At 63.0% G+C, this 17,063-nt stretch carries 17 protein-coding genes; 14 read left to right on the top strand and 3 right to left on the bottom strand.

The annotated features are described in order from the left end of the window. Positions 1-80: 80 nt before the first annotated feature. A complete protein-coding gene (locus QMK32_RS03585) occupies positions 81-914 on the bottom strand; it encodes an HAD-IB family hydrolase (protein ID WP_283473021.1) in 834 nt (277 codons plus the stop codon). Between the two features lie 321 nt (positions 915-1,235). Here QMK32_RS03585 and ssd point away from each other — a divergent pair, with 321 nt between their 5' ends. The 12 genes from ssd to QMK32_RS03525 all read left to right on the top strand — a co-directional run bounded on the left by ssd (position 1,236) and on the right by QMK32_RS03525 (position 12,169). Continuing rightward, the gene (gene ssd, locus QMK32_RS03580; protein ID WP_283473020.1) at positions 1,236-2,363 is read left to right on the top strand and encodes a septum site-determining protein Ssd; all 1,128 of its coding nucleotides are present in this window, start codon (positions 1,236-1,238) and stop codon (positions 2,361-2,363) included. Beyond that, complete coding sequence (locus QMK32_RS03575) at positions 2,360-3,541, top strand: TadA family conjugal transfer-associated ATPase (protein ID WP_283473019.1); 1,182 nt, start codon at positions 2,360-2,362, stop codon at positions 3,539-3,541. The genes ssd and QMK32_RS03575 overlap by 4 nt, the downstream gene beginning before the upstream one ends. Before the next feature lie 62 nt (positions 3,542-3,603). Then, a complete protein-coding gene (locus QMK32_RS03570; protein ID WP_349307544.1) occupies positions 3,604-4,335 on the top strand; it encodes a type II secretion system F family protein in 732 nt (243 codons plus the stop codon). Then, the gene (locus QMK32_RS03565) at positions 4,332-4,907 is read left to right on the top strand and encodes a type II secretion system F family protein (protein WP_502943514.1); all 576 of its coding nucleotides are present in this window, start codon (positions 4,332-4,334) and stop codon (positions 4,905-4,907) included. The genes QMK32_RS03570 and QMK32_RS03565 overlap by 4 nt, the downstream gene beginning before the upstream one ends. Before the next feature lie 80 nt (positions 4,908-4,987). Beyond that, positions 4,988-5,191 carry a DUF4244 domain-containing protein gene (locus tag QMK32_RS03560; RefSeq protein WP_283473015.1) on the top strand — a complete coding sequence of 68 codons (204 nt, stop codon included), beginning with the start codon at positions 4,988-4,990 and terminating at the stop codon, positions 5,189-5,191. A 20-nt stretch (positions 5,192-5,211) separates the two neighbouring features. Beyond that, complete coding sequence (locus QMK32_RS03555) at positions 5,212-5,508, top strand: TadE family type IV pilus minor pilin (RefSeq protein ID WP_269302877.1); 297 nt, start codon at positions 5,212-5,214, stop codon at positions 5,506-5,508. Further along, positions 5,505-5,852, top strand: a complete 348-nt coding sequence (locus QMK32_RS03550) for an Rv3654c family TadE-like protein (RefSeq protein ID WP_283473013.1) — start codon at positions 5,505-5,507, stop codon at positions 5,850-5,852. Before QMK32_RS03555 ends, QMK32_RS03550 begins: the two co-directional genes overlap by 4 nt. 309 nt (positions 5,853-6,161) lie before the next feature. Beyond that, a complete protein-coding gene (locus tag QMK32_RS03545) occupies positions 6,162-7,118 on the top strand; it encodes an ABC transporter permease (RefSeq protein WP_283473011.1) in 957 nt (318 codons plus the stop codon). Beyond that, on the top strand, positions 7,111-8,253 hold the full coding sequence (locus tag QMK32_RS03540; protein ID WP_283473008.1) for an ABC transporter permease: 1,143 nt from the start codon (positions 7,111-7,113) through the stop codon (positions 8,251-8,253). The genes QMK32_RS03545 and QMK32_RS03540 overlap by 8 nt, the downstream gene beginning before the upstream one ends. Before the next feature lie 67 nt (positions 8,254-8,320). Next, entirely contained in the window at positions 8,321-9,463 is a 1,143-nt protein-coding gene (locus QMK32_RS03535) for an ABC transporter ATP-binding protein (protein ID WP_283473006.1), read from the top strand. Continuing rightward, positions 9,463-10,449 (top strand): ABC transporter ATP-binding protein, encoded by a 987-nt coding sequence (locus tag QMK32_RS03530; RefSeq protein ID WP_283473005.1) that lies wholly within the window; start codon positions 9,463-9,465, stop codon positions 10,447-10,449. The genes QMK32_RS03535 and QMK32_RS03530 overlap by 1 nt, the downstream gene beginning before the upstream one ends. Before the next feature lie 97 nt (positions 10,450-10,546). Continuing rightward, a complete protein-coding gene (locus tag QMK32_RS03525) occupies positions 10,547-12,169 on the top strand; it encodes an ABC transporter substrate-binding protein (protein WP_283473003.1) in 1,623 nt (540 codons plus the stop codon). Positions 12,170-12,517: 348 nt separating this feature from the next. On the opposite strand, the gene QMK32_RS03520 is transcribed toward QMK32_RS03525, so the two are convergent. Together QMK32_RS03520 and QMK32_RS03515 are read right to left on the bottom strand one after the other, a co-directional pair. Next, positions 12,518-12,799: a hypothetical protein gene (locus QMK32_RS03520; RefSeq protein WP_283473001.1), complete on the bottom strand. Its 282-nt coding sequence runs from the start codon at positions 12,797-12,799 to the stop codon at positions 12,518-12,520. A 488-nt stretch (positions 12,800-13,287) separates the two neighbouring features. Continuing rightward, positions 13,288-14,892, bottom strand: coding sequence for an ABC transporter substrate-binding protein (locus QMK32_RS03515; RefSeq protein ID WP_283472999.1), 1,605 nt, complete (start codon positions 14,890-14,892; stop codon positions 13,288-13,290). 447 nt (positions 14,893-15,339) lie between these two features. Between QMK32_RS03515 and tmpA the strand changes: the two genes are divergently transcribed. Both tmpA and QMK32_RS03505 read left to right on the top strand, forming a co-directional pair. Then, positions 15,340-16,464, top strand: a complete 1,125-nt coding sequence (gene tmpA / locus QMK32_RS03510; RefSeq protein WP_283472997.1) for a 2-trimethylaminoethylphosphonate dioxygenase — start codon at positions 15,340-15,342, stop codon at positions 16,462-16,464. Further along, positions 16,464-17,021: an HD domain-containing protein gene (locus QMK32_RS03505; protein WP_283472996.1), complete on the top strand. Its 558-nt coding sequence runs from the start codon at positions 16,464-16,466 to the stop codon at positions 17,019-17,021. The genes tmpA and QMK32_RS03505 overlap by 1 nt, the downstream gene beginning before the upstream one ends. Positions 17,022-17,063 lie beyond the last annotated feature (42 nt).

Here is a 17,063-nt window from a genome sequence, read left to right as displayed (position 1 = left end):
TCTCTTCCGGTTCGATCTTGGCCTTCCGTTCTTCCGTAAGTCATTTGTACCCCGTGACGGCGCTCACAGCAAGGGGTGCGTCACCGTTTTCTTTTCAACAATCCGTAAGTAACCGTCCCGGCCAGCAGTGCACTGAAAAAGACTGCGGCACTTGCCGCCACGGTTGTGCCCGATGGTGCTTGGATACGTGATCGAAGTGAGACCGGATTGGAAAAAGTCAGAATCGGCCAGCCGAGCGATGCGGCCTCCTTGCGAAGCGCGCGATCGGGATTGACGGCAGTCGGATTGCCCACGGCATGCAGCATGGGGAGGTCTGTGATCGAGTCCGAATACGCGAAACACCTTGACAGGTCGTAATTTCGGGACTCCGCGAGTGCATTCATCGCTTCGACCTTGCCCTCACCGTAGCAGTAGAACGCGACGGTTCCGTTGTATCGGCCGTTCTCGACCTCCATCTGCGTGGCGGTGCTGAAGTCTGCGCCGAGTGCTTCGGCGATCGGACCGACGATCTCTTCACCGGATGCGGAGACGATCACGATGTCGTGTCCGCGGAGTTTGTGGTCTGCGATCAAGTCCGCCGCTTCGGCGAATACCAACGGATCCACTATGTCGTGCAATGTTTCTGCAACGATCGACCGAATTTGTTCGACATCCCAACCGGCGGACATTGCGGCGATATGGGCGCGCATTCGCTCCATTTGGTCATGATCGGCACCGGATAACAGGAACAAGAATTGCGCATAGCTGCTTTTGAGTACGGCTCGCCTGTTTATCAGTCCCTGATCGAAAAACGGTTTACTGAAGGCGAGCGTGCTCGACTTGGCGATGATCGTCTTGTCCAGGTCGAAGAACGCGGCGATTTTTCCAACTGGGCGGTGGGTTTCGGCGTTGTCGATGCCGGCGCTGGTGGTCACGGTCTCAAGAATAGAGCGTTCGACTTTTCGGCGATTTCCCGGTTTGTCTCACTGAGTAAGAACGAATGTTGAACTTGCAAACACCGTCTTCGCCAGGTGTAGTATCGACCTGTCCGGATTCGTCCGGGCAAGTTCAGCCCGACCCCCCGGGGCTGAACTCGACGACCCTCGCCTCCTCCCCCCTGGCGAGGGTCGTCCTCGTTGTAGGGGAAAGTCGCGAATTGGTACGGGTGTGCAGAATTGCATCCACACCTTGCGAGTTATCCCCATTCGGCATGAACGCTGTGTTCTCCGAGCGCAATTCGCTGCAGGCTCGCACCCATGGAATTTCAGGACAAGTCGCCGGCTCGGCGCCCGATCGTGTTGTCCACCGGCGACCCGGTACTGCGCGACGAAGTACTCAGGATCGCAGCGGCAGCCGAATGCGCTGTGCTGGAAAGGAACTTACCAGTCGGTAACGCTGGATCGGGGACTCCGCCGAGCAGGATCGAGTGGGATGAAGCCGACGCGATACTCCTCGACGTCGACCACGCCCGCGAGGCGTCGTCCCGAAGACTGCCCCGCCGCGACGCGATTTTTGTGTTGGGCCGGGGAGAACCGGGCGTCGACCAATGGCGTGCCGCCACGGCCATCGGAGCTTCGCACGTCCTGGGACTTCCGCACGACGAAGCGACGTTGATCGGTCTCCTCGGAAGGGAACACGACCGGGCCGAGGGCGACGGCGGAGTCATCGCTGTCGTCGGCGGCCGGGGCGGTGCTGGAACGTCGACGCTCGCCGTGGCGTTGGCGCTGTCGGCGTCCGCGGCAGGATCTCGAACGCTCTTGGTCGACGGTGACAGCTACGGGCCAGGACTCGATCTCCTGCTCGGCTGGGAGGATCGGGCTGGCCTGCGATGGTCCGGACTCGTCGTCGAGGCAGGCCGAATTTCCGGCGACGCCTTACATAGTGCGTTGCCGTCGAGCGATTCGCTGGCCGTCCTGTCGGCCGGCCGGGCGGACTCGGGATCTTCGGGCCTGGACGCGACAGCATGCGCCGCGGTGGTCGATGCCGGACGCCGATCCGGAGATCTGGTCGTGTGCGACGTTCCACGGCACCCCGGTCCGCACACCGACGTCTTTCACGACGCCGCGGACCTGGTGGTGTTGGTCGTCCCCGCCGAGATCGGAGCCATCGCGGGCGCCGAGAACCTTCTCGGCTACCTCCGCGGCCGTAACTCGAATGTCGGACTCGTCGTGCGAGGGCCCGCGCCCGGGGGATTGCGCGGCACCGACATCGCCGACGCCCTCCGGTTGCCTCTGCTGGCCTCGATGCGACCGGAACCGGGATTGGCGCAGCGCATCGAACGTGGAGGGCTGGGGCTCGGACGCCGATCGCCTCTCGCCGATGCCGCGGAGTCGATCCTCGCGACGTTCGCTCGCAAGCCGGCGCCGAGGAGGTGGGCGGCATGAGCGCCGTCGTCACGCCGGAGTTGTTGGACCGTGTTCGCGACCGTCTCGTCCACACAGCGGGTGAACCGACACCCGCGTTGGTCGCTGCAGCCATCAGAATCGAAGCGGGCGGGGTACTGAGCGATACCGATCTCTTGGCGGCGCTCCGAGTCCTGCAGACCGAGTTGACCGGTGCCGGGCCGCTGGAGACGCTGCTACTCGACGCCAGTGTCGCCGACGTCTTGGTCACGGCACCGGACGAAGTGTGGGTCGACCGCGGCGCGGGACTCGAGCGCACCGACATCCGTTTCGCCGACGAGGCCGCGGTACGACGTCTCGCGCAGCGGCTGGCACTGTCCGCGGGCCGACGGCTCGACGACGCTCAACCGTGGGTCGACGGGCAGCTACCCGGAGTGGGCGACGGCACCTTCGGTGTCCGACTGCACGCGGTGCTGTCGCCCGTCGCGCGAGGCGGTACCTGTCTGTCGCTGCGCGTGTTGCGTCCGACCACCCAGGGGCTCGGAGCTTTGGCGGACCGCGGCGCACTCGAACCGAGTGCTCTCGATCTGGTGAAGCGGATCATCGAGGCGCGCTTGGCATTTCTGGTCATCGGCGGCACCGGCGCGGGAAAGACCACGTTGTTGGCTGCCATGCTGGGCGAGGTCGCGCGCAGCGAACGCATCGTGTGCGTCGAGGATGCTGCCGAGTTGGCGCCGTCGCATCCGCATGTCGTACGCATGGTTGCTCGGGCGCCCAACGTCGAGGGCGTCGGTGAGGTCACCGTTCGGCAGCTTGTCCGTCAAGCGCTGCGCATGCGGCCGGACAGGCTCGTTGTCGGAGAGGTCCGCGGCGCAGAGGTCGTCGACCTGCTCACTGCGCTCAACACCGGTCACGACGGCGGAGCGGGCACGATTCACGCCAACTCTCCCGCCGAGGTGCCCGCGCGCCTGGAAGCTCTTGCTGCACTGGGTGGTTTGGATCGTGCAGCTCTGCACAGTCAACTCGCGGCCGCGGTACAAGTGGTCCTGCATGTGCATCGCTCGTTCGATGGCCGGCGTCGGTTGCGGGAGATCGCCGTCGTCGTTCCCGATGATTCCGGTCGCGTGCAGATAGTGTCCGCGTGGAGTGTGGACGGCAGTGTGCACCGCGGCCGAGAACGGCTGGACGCACTCCTCGAGCAACGGTTGGCGCGATTGTGACCGCGCTGGGTGCTCTCGCCTGTGCGGCAGCACTTCTGGTGCTACCGCGCCCACGAGTCCGAGTGCCTTCGTTACTGGTCGGCAAAACCGACCGTGTAGATCGAACGCGCTCTCGGGCAATGGGTCTCGCGTCGACGGTAGCGGTGGGGCTCGCCCTTGCCGTGTTGGCGGGTGGCCTACATGCGCTCTGCGCCGCCATTGTCGTCGGCGCAACGGTGGTCCGTCGGAGGAAGAAGGCTCAGCGGCGTAGATCTCATCGCAGAGAACTCGACTCGCTCGTCGCTGGACTCGACGTCGTCATCGGTGAGCTCCGAGTCGGGTCGCATCCTGCGCTGGCCTGTGCGAGTGCTGCCGCCGATTGCACCGGAAGCGTGGCACTCGCCTTCGGAACCGCGGCCGGGCGTGCGCGTCTCGGCGGTGATGCGTGTGCGGGCTTGCTCGTCGAGGATTCGCCGGTGCGCGTGGAACTCTCGCGATTGTCCGCAGCCTGGCACATTGCGGACACCCGCGGATTGGGGCTTGCCGACCTGCTCGGCGCAGCGCGGCAGGACCTGTTGGGCAGGAGTCGGTTTCGCGATCGAACCGAGGCGAGCTTGGCGGGTGCCCGTGCGACGGGAACGGTGTTGTCGGGTCTGCCGGTCCTCGGGGTCATCCTTGGTCAATTCATGGGGGCGTCGCCGATCGGTGTGCTGTTCGGTGGGGGCCTGGGCGGAGTTCTCCTGGTACTCGGCTCGATGTTGGCGTGCGCCGGGCTGATGTGGACCGATGCGATCACCGAAAAGGTATGCCGGTGATGTGGGTGGCGGCGGCGTGCGCGGCGGCGTCTCTCGTCGTGATTCCGGCAGCACCCTCCTACGTCTTTCGTATTGCGTCCAAAGAGCCTAACGGCGAGACGAGCGGAGACGACGCCGACATTGCCGACCCCCATTCGGTTGCGACCACGTTCGATCTGTTGGCGGCATGTTTGCGCGGTGGACTTCCGGTGGGCGTCGCAGCTGCTGCGGTTTCCGACTCGACGAAGGAGCCCTTCGCGCGGGCATTGCGGACCACCGCAGACCTGCTCGCGCTGGGCGCGGATCCGGTTGCAGCGTGGGAGCCCGTAGCCGCTAGGCCCGACATCGAGTCGCTGGCGCGAATGGCGCGGAGATCCGCGAGATCGGGAGCCTCTTTGGCGCAGGGGATTTCCGAGCTCGCAGAGGCGCGGCGTGCACAGACCGAGGATTCGTCGGCAGCCGCGGCCGAACGTGCAGGGGTGTTGATCAGTGGGCCGCTCGGCCTGTGCTTTCTGCCGGCGTTCGTGTGCCTCGGGATCGTCCCCGTCGTCATCGGACTCGCCGGGAACGTACTGGGTGGGGGACTGCTGTGAGCACACGAGGATCGCTGTGACGAGACACAGAGGATTCCGAGGCGGAACCGCCGTCTCGGAGGTCGAGGGAGGGAATTGGCATGGTGCACAGGATGATGCGAGAGTTTCAGATGAGATTGATCTTGGTCGCGGCCGAGGACGATGGAATGTCGACGGCAGAGTACGCAATCGGCACGATCGCCGCTGCCGCGTTCGGAGCGATTCTCTACACCGTGGTGACGGGCGATTCGATCGTAGGTTCGTTGACCGGAATCATCGACCGAGCACTCAATACAGCTGTGTAGCCGACGACGGTGCCGTGACGGTGGAGGCGGCTATCGCCGTCGCGTCCATCGTCGCGGTCGTCGTGACCTGTATCGGCGCGATACTTGCTGTGTCGATGCATGTCCAGTGTGTGGATGCGGCGCGGGAGGCGGCGCGATTGGCGGCCAGGGGTGATGCGGTCTCGGTTGCCCAGTCGGTGGCGCCGGGCGGGGCGCAGATCACCGTCACCGAGCACGACGGGTACGTGACAGTCCGCGTGCAGTCCGATACTCCGCTGCCGGGTTTGACGGTCAGTGCCGAAGCGGTCGCCGCGATCGAACCGGACGCTGTGGAATGACGGGGTCCAGCGAGGAAGGCGGAGTAACGGTTCTAGCTGCAGGTGCACTGGCCGCATTGCTGGTAGTCGTCGTGGCGATCGTTCACGTCGGCTCGGCGGTCGGCGCCCGGCATCAGGCCCAGTCGGCTGCGGACCTGTCTGCTCTCGCGGCAGCCGGGGAGTTGAACCGAGGCGTCGGGGGTGCGTGTGCGACGGCGCGGGAGATCGTAGGCCGCTCGAAGGGTGAGGTGACGGATTGCGTCGTAGAAGGCTGGGACGTCGTGGTCACCGTGACGATCACCCTCCCGCTCGGGCGATTCGGGATCGCCGACGCGGTCGCGTCGGCACGAGCTGGGCCGGCGTGAAGGTGTCGATGGGGCCGCAATCACGTAGAGGGTGTGCCCGGTGACGACGCCTGGCTTGACTCGGTTCCCTTCGTGACCTAACCGATCGTGGGCAGTCCCGAACAGTGAGACTGAGCCTTCGTGATGTGTGACAGCAGTCATAATGAGACGCACGGAACAGTGAATGCTGTCGTTCCACGGTTCGGCGCTGTACCAACTCGGTGCCGTCGAATACCCACCCAAGACTTTGTTGCCGCAAGCGCGGCCAGCTGAGTAATCGTATTGAAGTGAGGATGCACGGATGAACACAGGAAGGAGGCAACGCCAGCAATGACCAAGATTGTGTTCAAAAAAATTGGCGAGCTGATTGTTGTGCTGTTCGTCGTCAGTCTCGGCACGTTCGGACTTGTGTCGCTGATTCCCGGTGACCCGTCGGTGGCGGCACTGGGCGAAGGCCGTACCCCTGAGGAGTACGCCCAGGCACGCTTCGAAATGGGCTTGGACAATTCGTTCCTCAGCCGCTACTGGGATTGGCTCTCGTCCGCTTTGCAGGGCGATCTGGGCCGTTCACTGGTGCCGCCGCAGTCGGACGTGACGGAGCGCATCGTCGCAGCACTGCCGGTAAGTGTGCAGTTGGCGGCCATGGGGCTGATCATTGCACTGGCGGTGTCGATCCCGTTGGCGATGTGGTCCGCGCGTCATAGCGGTGGCCTGATCGACCGGATCATCAGTGCCACTACATTCGGCGTCTTGTCGATCCCAACCTTCCTGTCCGGCTTGCTGCTGATCATGCTTTTCGTCAACAACCTCGGCTGGTTTCCGCGCTCGCAGTGGGTACGGGTGTCCGAGGGGGGACTTGCCGACAACCTGTACCACGCGATCCTGCCGGCCGTCACGATCAGCCTGCTGGAGATGGCGATGTTCCTGCGTATCTTGCGTAGCGACCTGATCACGACCCTGCAGGAGAACTTCATCCTGGTATCGAAGGCGAAGGGCACCTCGAACCTGAGGCTGCTGATCTCCGATGCGTTCCGTCCATCCTCGTTTTCCCTGATCACGATGCTCGGCCTGGTGCTGGGTTCGATGATCGGCTCCACCGTCATCATCGAGACGTTGTTCTCACTGCCGGGAATGGGCTCGCTGATCGTGCGGGCCGCTCAGCAGGGCGATATGCCGATGGTGCAGGGAGCTGTATTGGTGATCGCGCTCATCTACGTGGTGGCTAACGGCATCATCGATATCTCCTATGGATATCTCGACCCGAGGAGCCGACGAGCCCATGTCTAATCTCTCCCACCCTGACCTCAACGACCCCGAACAGGTCTTGCCCGCGATGGCGCAGGGCGCTGCGGTGGTCGTCGCCGATCCGGTCGTGAAGGACTCCGCAGTCACGTTTGCCGACGGAGACAAGAGCGGACGCCGAAAGCTGTACGTCCGCGGCGGTATTCTGCTGGCGATCGGTGTGATCGCGTTCGGCTTCGCGCTCGGCGCTGGACCCGTCGTGATGGCCGTGCGCCTCGTAGTCGGTCTCATCGGGCTAGCCGGCATCTACATGGGTGCGCGTCGGATCGGACTCGCCCGATTCGGGCCGGATTTCGATCTGACGTTCGTAATCTCGTGCGTCTGGCTGGCGTTAATCATCGGCGTAGCGATCATCGCGCCGCTGTTGCCGTTTGCTGAGTACGTGGACACCTCCAAGACTCTCGGATCCAAGGGGTACGCCCCGCCGGATCTGTTCTCCAGCCACCCGCTGGGGACGAACAACTTCGGCCTGGACCTGTTTGCGAGGTCCATCTACGGTGCACGGTCCTCGCTCGTCGTGGCGGTCGGCGCTGTGCTGATCGGCGTGATTGTCGGTGGCGCGATCGGCATCCTCGCCGGCTACTTCGGCGGGAAAGTCGACTCGATCGTCGGGATCTTCACGAACTCGCTGCTCGCAGTACCCGCGTTGATCCTGCTGATCGCGTTGGCGTCGGTGCTCAAACCGAACCTGCGCAACATCGCGTTCGCACTGGCGGTGCTTGCGGTGCCGTCGATGATTCGAATAGCGCGGGCGAACACGTTGACATTCGCCCAACGTGAATTCGTCCTCGCAGCCCGCGCGATGGGCGCGAGCCGCTGGCGGGTGATGGTGCGCGAGCTGGCGCCGAACGTGGCGCTTCCGCTGGCCTCGCTCGGCATGGTGATGATCTCGGTGATGATTGTCGCCGAGGCATCGCTGAGCTTCTTGGGCCTCGGCATCCAGCCGCCGATCCCGACATGGGGAAACATGATCGCCGAGGGCCAGGGCGGGGTGTTCGAGAAGCACGCGTTCGTCGTACTGGTCCCGGGCATGTTCCTGTTCTTGACAGTGTTCTCGTTCAACATTGTCGGCGAAAAGGCGCAGAAGGTCACCGGCGGCTCACGCCAGGCAAAGCTGTGACGGCGAGAGCGGACAGTGTCCGTATCGCCTCAGTCCTGGCCCTACATGGCAAAGCGGGAGTTCACCGATGAATAAGCACGAAAAGCCTGGCACGGGCGCTACGACGGCATCCGCCGGAACGCCAGACCATGCGGCGGCGGGACCGCTGCTGACAGTGGAGAATGTGTCCACGCACTTTCGCACCAAGCGGGGCCAGTTGCGCGCCGTCGACCGTGTGAGCTTGACGCTCGCCGCGGGCGAGACCCTGGGCCTGGTCGGCGAGTCCGGTTCCGGTAAATCGGTGCTCGGGCAGACCATCATGGGACTGGTCTCCAACGGTGGCGCGACCACCGTCGCCGGCGAGATTCGGTTCCAGGGCCGCGATATGCAGGCGCTTACCCGCAAGGAACAGCAGGGTCTGTGGGGTAAGGACATCGCGATGGTGTTCCAGGACCCGATGACGGCGCTCAACCCGTTCAAGCACATCGGCACGCACCTTACCGAGTCGATCCGAGCTCATCTGGGCCTGGACAAGAAGCAGGCCCGAGAGCGGGCGATCGAGTTGCTGCGTAAGGTGCGGATTCCTGAGCCGACCCGACGGGTGGACCAATACCCACATGAGCTCTCGGGAGGTATGCGCCAGCGTGTAGTCATCGCGATGGCGCTAGCGTGCGACCCCATCCTGACCATCGCAGACGAGCCGACGACGGCGCTCGATGTGACGGTGCAAAAGCAAATTCTCGAGTTGCTCGACTCGCTCCGCAAGGAAACGGGGATGGCGGGGATCTTGATCAGCCACGACCTGGGCGTCGTCGCCGGCCAGACGGATCGCGTCGCCGTAATGTACGCGGGCCGAATAGTGGAGACCGCACCAACACGGCAGTTGTTCGCGCAGCCGCGTCATCCGTACACCGAGGCGCTGCTGTCCGCGATCCCGCGAATCGAGGATGCACCGCACACGGTCCTCGAGGCCATCGAAGGCGGGTTGCCGGATATGACGAAGCCAGCTGAGGGTTGTTCATTCGCGACTCGGTGCCGGTACGCACAGGATAAGTGTCTTACGGTGCCGCCGGAACTGGTCGCCACTGAAGACTCTGCCGCGGCGGTGCATCCGCACGAGGCCGCATGTCACTTCCCCGTCGGCACAGCCGAGGGTGCAGCGGCGTTGGCCGCCAACGAGAAGGCCGGGCGCACCGCGGCCGGACGCAAGCTGGACTTGGAGACTGTGTAATGGCTGGCAGCGGAACCGCACACATGCGCGAAGACGAGAAGCGGGTCTTGACCGTCGAGAACCTGCTGGTGGAATTCCCCGCAGGCAAGCAGACCGTGCACGCGGTCTCCGGCATCAGCTTCGACCTCGTCCCAGGGGAGACACTGGGCATCGTCGGGGAGTCGGGCTGCGGGAAGTCCACCGCCGGGCGCGCGGTCTTACAGTTGCCCAAGCCCACGTCCGGCAAGGTGACGCTCGATGACATGGTCCTCGGGGACATGTCCGCGTCGAGTCTGCGGATCACCCGCAACCAGATGCAGATGATCATGCAGGACCCGATCTCATCGCTGAACCCGCGGCGCAAGGTCAAACATCTTGTCACCGAGGGACCTCGCATCTGGGGGACCAAGAACAAGGCCAAGCTCGAAGCCATGACCCGTGATCTGTTGACCGCAGTGGGCCTGGATCCAGATGCGGTGATGGAGAAGACGGCGGGCGAACTGTCGGGCGGCCAATGCCAGCGTGTGTGTATCGCACGCGCTTTGATGCTCCGGCCGAAGCTGCTGATCTGTGACGAGCCGGTCTCGAGCCTCGACGTGTCTGTGCAGGCACAGATCTTGAACCTTCTGGAGAAAACCAAGAAGGAATTCGAGTTCTCGATGATCTTCATCGCCCACAACATGGCCGTGGTGAAGAACATCAGCGACCGGATAATGGTGATGTACCTGGGCAAGGTGTGCGAGGTCGCGTCCACCGAAAATGTCCAAGATACCGCCAAACATCCGTACACCCGGTTGCTGCTCGACTCGATCCCGGATCCGAACCGATCGCGGGATGGGGAGGACGAGATCGAGATCATCGAGGGCGACCTGCCCTCCCCCCTGAACCCACCGTCGGGTTGCCGTTTTCGGACCCGGTGTCCACTCGCGACCGATCAGTGCGCAGCTGAAGAACCACTGTTGCGGGAGATTGGCAAAGACCACTTCGTGGCCTGTCACAACGTGTAACCCCAGCTTTCACCGGCACCCTCGCGGCGAACTGTCCCAGAGAGTCGTTGTCTGGTGTCCTCAACCGTCGAACCGCCCGCACATATAAGGAACCCATATGATCTCAGTGAATTATCGACAGCGGGCCATCAGACGACCCGGCCGCTTCGCGGTCGCTCTGGTCGGAGCCAGCGTTGTACTCGCAGCGTGCTCGGGCGGGGCCGACGGTGAGGGTGGCGGTTCCGGTAGTGGCACGTACGAGACCGGCCTGGTGAACGTCCAATCCGAAGACGGCGATCCGGTGGACGGTGGCACCCTCACCTACGGTGTACAACTTCTCACCACGACGCTGGACCCTCTCCGAGCCACAGCCCGCGGCGGCCAGGGCGGCGAGGCACTCGCCGCCGTATACGACGTGCTCATGAAGTACGACACCGACTCCGGGGAGTTCTCACCCCAGCTCGCCGAATCATTGGAAAGCACAGACAACACGACATGGACTCTGCGTCTACGTGAGGGAGTGCGCTTCAGCGACGGCACGCCGTTGGATGCTGCAGCGGTCGTCGCGAGTATCGAGCGTTTCAACTCCGGCGGCGGCAATGGCGCAGATCTATGGAAACAGTCGGTGAAATCGACGGAGGCTCAGGACAGTTCGACCGTTATCTTCCGTCTCGAAAATTCGTGGCCCAGGTTTCCGTCGATGCTGGCGTTCGGCCACGGCATGATCGTCGCCCCAGGTGCACAGCAAGGCGAGAAGTTCACTGCTGTCGGGGCCGGCCCCTTCGTCGAGGCAGGATTTCTCCCCGGGGAGGAGCGCACGTTCACGGCGAACCCTGAATATTACGGCGGGCGCCCTCATCTGGACACTTTGCGCATGGTGGCGTTGAACGGCCCGCAAGCAAACTTCGAGTCGCTGGAAGCCGGTCAACTCGACGTTGCCTACATCCGTGGTCTGGGATCAGCAATCAACTCGGCGAAAGAAGCCGGCTACCCCGGATTCGTCGATGTCCTCAACGCCGGTGGAGCCGAGCTGATCAACAACCGCGAGGGTTATCCAGGCGCAGATATGCGGGTACGACAAGCGATTGCGCAGGCCATCGACCCTGACCTCATAGACCAGCGAGCCGAAGAGGGTCAGGGCCTTCCCGGATCCGAGTTGTTCGGAGAGACGTCGCAGTGGCATACCGATGTTGCCGGCCCTGTCTACGATCCGGACAAGGCCACCGAGTTGCTGAACGAGGCAAAGGCCGACGGCTATGACGGGCGTCTGAAGTACACCGTTCTCAACGAACCCAAGGATCAAGCGATCGGCCTAGCCGTTCAGTCGTTGTTGCAGGCCGTCGGTTTCACTGTGGACATTGCCTTTGCAAACAATGCTGGGGATCTACTGAACAGCGTCTATGTCAAACATGAGTTCGATCTGGCCCATGCCGGGATCGGTCTGTACGAGTCGATTCCAGACGCGAGTTTGCAGTCCGTCCTCTCCAGCACATCGTTGAGGAACACAGCCGGGTATGCGAATCCGGAGATGGATAGCTTGTTGAAGGAGCTGCAGGCGGCCCCCGACGACGATGCTGCGCGCGATGTGATCGCACAGGTTCAGACCCTCTGGAACGACACTGTGCCATCGGTGCCCATCAGCGGGCTTGCCGCATTCTGGGCGTGGCAGACGGACGTGCACGAAGTCGTGCCCAGTGCGACTGGCATCATGCTGTTCGACAAAGCGTGGATCGAGTCCTGAGCGCGCACAGACAGTTCGAAAATCCGGGGAGAGGTAAGCGCGCCAACGAGGTGTAGCTCCCGGGATAATTGTGGATGACGAGGGCCTCCGGTTCCGGTGTGCGTACTACGTACCCCGATGAACGAGAGGCCCTCGTTGCTTATCGCTGATGCCTTGTTCTCCCCGAAGAGAGTGGCACTCGTCTCGGTCATAGTCGATCTGTTGACTGGACCTCACCGACTTCGTTCTCCGCTGAACGCAGATCGGTGCGCCCTGTCCCGAATGTCAACGCCTCGGGACCGGGGGATGCGCAGTATTCCTGACAGTCCCGCCCTCGGATGGTTTTCGTCGTCAGCGGTTGTGTGTTCTTTAGTCGATGTACCAGGGTTGAGGACGGCTGGGATCGTCTTCGGTGACATCGATGGTGGTGTCACCGAGAAGTTCTCCGATTGCATGGGAGCTCGCGCCGATGGTGGCGAAGTGGGAGTCGACGTCGTTGGCGATACACCAAGCCTGGTCGGCGGGCCATACGAATGCCGGAATCGGCAAGTTGTCGGGGCTGGTGTGATCGCGCGAGTCGACCCAGGTCGAGAGATCGTCGGCGGCACCGTTGAGCAAGACTGCTTCACGATTGATGAACGGGACTTGCACCGGTCCGACGAGTTCGAGTCCGCCCCATCCTTCCCAGATGGCGATGTAGCAGTTGTCTGGTGTGGTGGTGTGGTTGGCGAGGTGCGAAACTGCGATGGAGAGTTGTGTGATCTCTGGCAGGAAGTGCCGGCTCGTGTCAGATTCCTGCGCGCGTTAGCTTGGGTGGGTCGGGTCAGGGATGAAACGCAGGCGCGCGTATGCCTCGAATCCGAGCGGCCCGCGGACAGCTAGGTCCGACCAGTCGCGGTCCGCAGTGAGTAGCCACCGAGCGGGCGAAGCATCGGTGCACGGTCGAACTGTCATGCGGCCATGGTTTCACAACGCTGGAGCGGTTTTGAAAAGTGAACCCGCGCGCCCATCTGCAAACAGCGGGGACAGCAAACTGCCCGGTACGACAACTGGCGTTGACGTACCGGGCAGGCGGCCTTCTACATGCAGTTTTCCAGGTCATGCCACCTTACTGTTCAGGTGACACGGTCGAGCGGTGACTACTCGATCCAGGCCTTGTCCAGAAGCACCATCGCGTCCAGGCTCGGCACTGCGCCGTGCACGTTGTCGGTCCACGCCAAGAAGTTGGCACCGGAGGCAAGGGCCAGGAACGGGACGTTCTCGTTGACCTCCACCTGTAGATTGCTCAAAGCCTCGAGCTTCGCCTCGTCATTGGTTGCGGTTTGGACACTGGCGACGATCTCGTCCATCTTCGGGTCGTTGACGCCGCCGATGTTGTTCGTCGATGTGGAGTTCAACGCCCCGTACAGGCGCTGGAACGGCGCCGTGTCCTGGATGCTGAGCGCGCCGGTGGCGATGTCGAAGTCCTTGTCGATGTACAGGCGCTTGACGATGTCCGTGACCGATGCCGCGTACTCGATGTCGACGTTGATACCGATCGGTGCCAGCATCGCCTGGATTGTCAGTGCGGTGGCCTGGGCCGCCTGCGTCTGAGGGGTGAAGTAGGTCATATTGCCGCTGAAGCCGTCTGCCTTCGCGGCCTCGACGAGAGCCTTGGCCTCTTCCGTATTCATCTCCACGGGCGCAATATCGTTGTGCCACTTGGACCAAGGCTGGAAAATCTCGGTGCCGGGCATGCCCTTGCCGCCACGTGCACGCTGATCGATTGCCACGGGGTCGACGGCCAGCTGCATCGCCTTCCGTACCCGCACGTCGGCAGCGGGACGGCCTTCACGCTGGTTGATACTGACCACTGCGGAGAGACTGCTCGTCTCGTAGTAACCCGGAAGGTTGGCTGACGCCTCGTCGACGACTGCGGCGTCGCGTAGGTATGCCATGTTGAGGCCGCCCGAGTTGAGGGCGTCGACCTTGGGCTGTTCGTCGCTGATCGTGACGAACTTCAGTGTGTCCAGGTTCGGCTTGCCGTTGAAGTAGTCCGGCCGGGCCTTCATTACAACGTCTGCGCCGGGGGTCAGGCTCTCCAATGTGAAAGCACCTGCGCCGATCGGCTTGAAGGTGCCGTCGGGCTGATCCGAGCTAGGTGCGACGACCATGCCGTGGCCGTAGACGAGAAGCGAGGGGAACTCGGACCACGACTGATTCATGGTGTAGACCACGGTGGAGTCGTTGGTGGCCTCCACGGACTTCACGCCGGCGGTGAATGCTTGACTGCCGCCGCCCTTGCGTTCGTTGAAGCGATTGGTACTGGCGACAACGGCCTTGGCGTCGAGTGGTGTGCCGTCACTGAAGGTGACGCCGTCGCGCAACTCCAGGGTCCACGTCTTGAAGTCGTCGCTCGAGGTGAGCGCTTTCGCCAGTTGAGGCTCGTAGGAATCGGAGGCGGAATCGTAGCGTACGAGGAGATCGTAGACCGCTGCCATCTCGGTGCCACCGGTTGAGCCAGTGGGCTGGGTCTTGGTCGGGTCGAGGCTCGCCACCGGTGAATAACCGGCAAAGCTCAACGTGCCACCCTCCACGGGGGTGCCGCCCTCGGCCTGATCCCCGATCACGCCGACAGCGCCAGGGTCGGTCTGTGGGCTGGAACTGCTACCACCACCACCGCTCGCACAGCCCGCCAACAGTAGGCCGCTGGTCAAGACGGCAAAAGCCACCGCACCGCGCCGGCGTTGCCTTGAAAGTGTCACCTAAGAACCTCCTGGATTGTGTCGAGACGAACGGTCTCGGTGGAACGTGTCGCGCTCGCCATAGGCGAACCACCATATGACTTGAATCACGGTAATAAGACCACAGTCTCTGTCACTGAGACGAAGGCTTTCGGAAGTCGATAGCACCACTCCCTGGATCGCGGACACCGACCCGGCGGGGCGGTTGTAGAGGCTGGAGGATGCTTATGGCCTCGATCCTTCTTACTGCTGATGCGTCCGCCTGGGTTGGGTGCACCCCGATGGTGATCGGGTCGGCCCCCTGCCCGTCATGATCGAAGTAGTTCCGGTGGCGCTGAAGATTCTGACCGCCGTCCCCCGCGCGAACTTCCCAGTGGTCGATCGGCACTTCGAATAGGCACGTGCCGGACACTCGACGTTCACCGCAGCTTTGTCGATTGGTGGCGAAAGCCGTGCACGATATCCAACATGTATAGCCACGTTGGTGAAAGTCTAGGCATATCCGCATTGGTCGAGGGCGGAGACCTGTACCTGAGGGTGGGGGACACCCAGGTCGAGATCGCGGCAATCTGGCTGCGGGACAGTTGCCCGTGCCCGGAAAGCCGCGCCGTCAACGGACAGAAGTTGTTCAACATCGTCGACCTGCCTGCGGATACTCGGGTGGAGCGTGCTCGGGTCGTGGGCCGCAGTCTCGAGGTCGAGTTCGCTCCGGACGGTCACCGGGGGGTGTTCGATGTCGAGGCTCTGATCGCGGCCGATGCGCCCCCGCGGTTGGCCGATACGCGCAATGAGGATGCAAAGCGCTTGTGGCGCTTCGCTGAAGAAGCATCTCCGACGGTATGGAACGACTGGTCCGAGTATCTCGTCGATCCGGCAGCGGCGTTGCGTGCGGTGATTGACGACGGTTTTGCCTTGTTGCGCGGTGTGCCAACCGATTCAGGTCAGGTTGTCGTTGTCGCCGAGACCTTCGGTTTCGTCCGGAAGACCAACTACGGGATAATCTTCGACGTCCGCGTCGAGGAGAATCCGGTCAACCTCGCCTTCACCGGACTCGCGATCAGTCCGCACACCGACAACCCTTACCGGGATCCGGTGCCCACGCTCCAGTTGCTGCATTGCATCCACAATGCAGCCACCGGTGGTGAATCCGGTCTCGTTGACGGATTTGCTGCTGCGAAGATGTTGCGTGAGAAAAACGCTCGTGCATTCGACATCCTCACCAGTACCGCGGTGACCTTCCGCTTCGATAGCGCCGACGCGCACTTGAGTGCGACGGTGCCGATGATCGGCCTCGACCAGGCCGGCCGGATTCGCGAGATTCGATTCAACAACCGTTCGATGGTTGCGCCGCGCCTGAAGTCCGGAACGGCCCGTGAGTTCTACAGCGCCTACCGATCTTTCGCCGAACTGCTGTACCACCCGGAGGCTCAGCTCAACTTCCAGCTCGACGCCGGAGATTGCCTGATCTTCGACAACACACGACTTCTGCACGCCCGTAGCGCATTTGCCGCGACCGGCGGACGCCATCTCCAGGGAACCTACGCAGACCTGGACGGGCTGCTCAGCACCCTGCACGCCTTCGAGGAGAACTGATGACGCACGCGTACGACACCCTGACCAAACTGTTCGACGGTGAAGGCGGGCAAGAGTACCTCGGTGAGCAAGTGTCGATGGCGCAGCACATGCTCCAGACCGGACGAGCTGCCCGCGAATCCGGCGCTCCCGCCGTACTTGTTGTGGCGGCGGTACTGCACGACGTCGGCCACTTCTCCGGCGCGATCAGCGGACGAGACCTGATGTCGGGCAACGATAACCATCACGACTTGGTCGCCTCCGAGTGGCTGTCGACATGGTTCGCTCCTGAGGTGACCGAGCCGGTGCGTCTCCATGTCGCCGCCAAACGCTACCTGTGCGCCACAGATCCGACCTATCACGACAAGCTTTCCGACGCTTCGAAATTCACCATGTCCGTACAAGGCGGATCGATGACTGACGAGGAGGTGGCGGCGTTCGCAGTCGAACCCTTCGCGGAGGCTGCGTGCCAACTGCGCAGGTTCGACGACCTCGGCAAGGACCCGGACGCGCCCGTGGTCACGCTCGCAGACTTCCGTGCGGACATCGAGGCGTTGGACCGCACTCTTCAGGCGTAGTGGCAAGGGTTTCCACACCAAGAAGGATCCGTTACCCCGAGG

It is taken from the genome of Rhodococcus sp. H29-C3, from assembly GCF_030063405.1.
Classification (GTDB): Bacteria; Actinomycetota; Actinomycetes; order Mycobacteriales; family Mycobacteriaceae; genus Rhodococcoides.
Note: the sequence above shows the minus strand (reverse complement) of the source record. Positions and strands in the feature narration are given on the sequence as shown.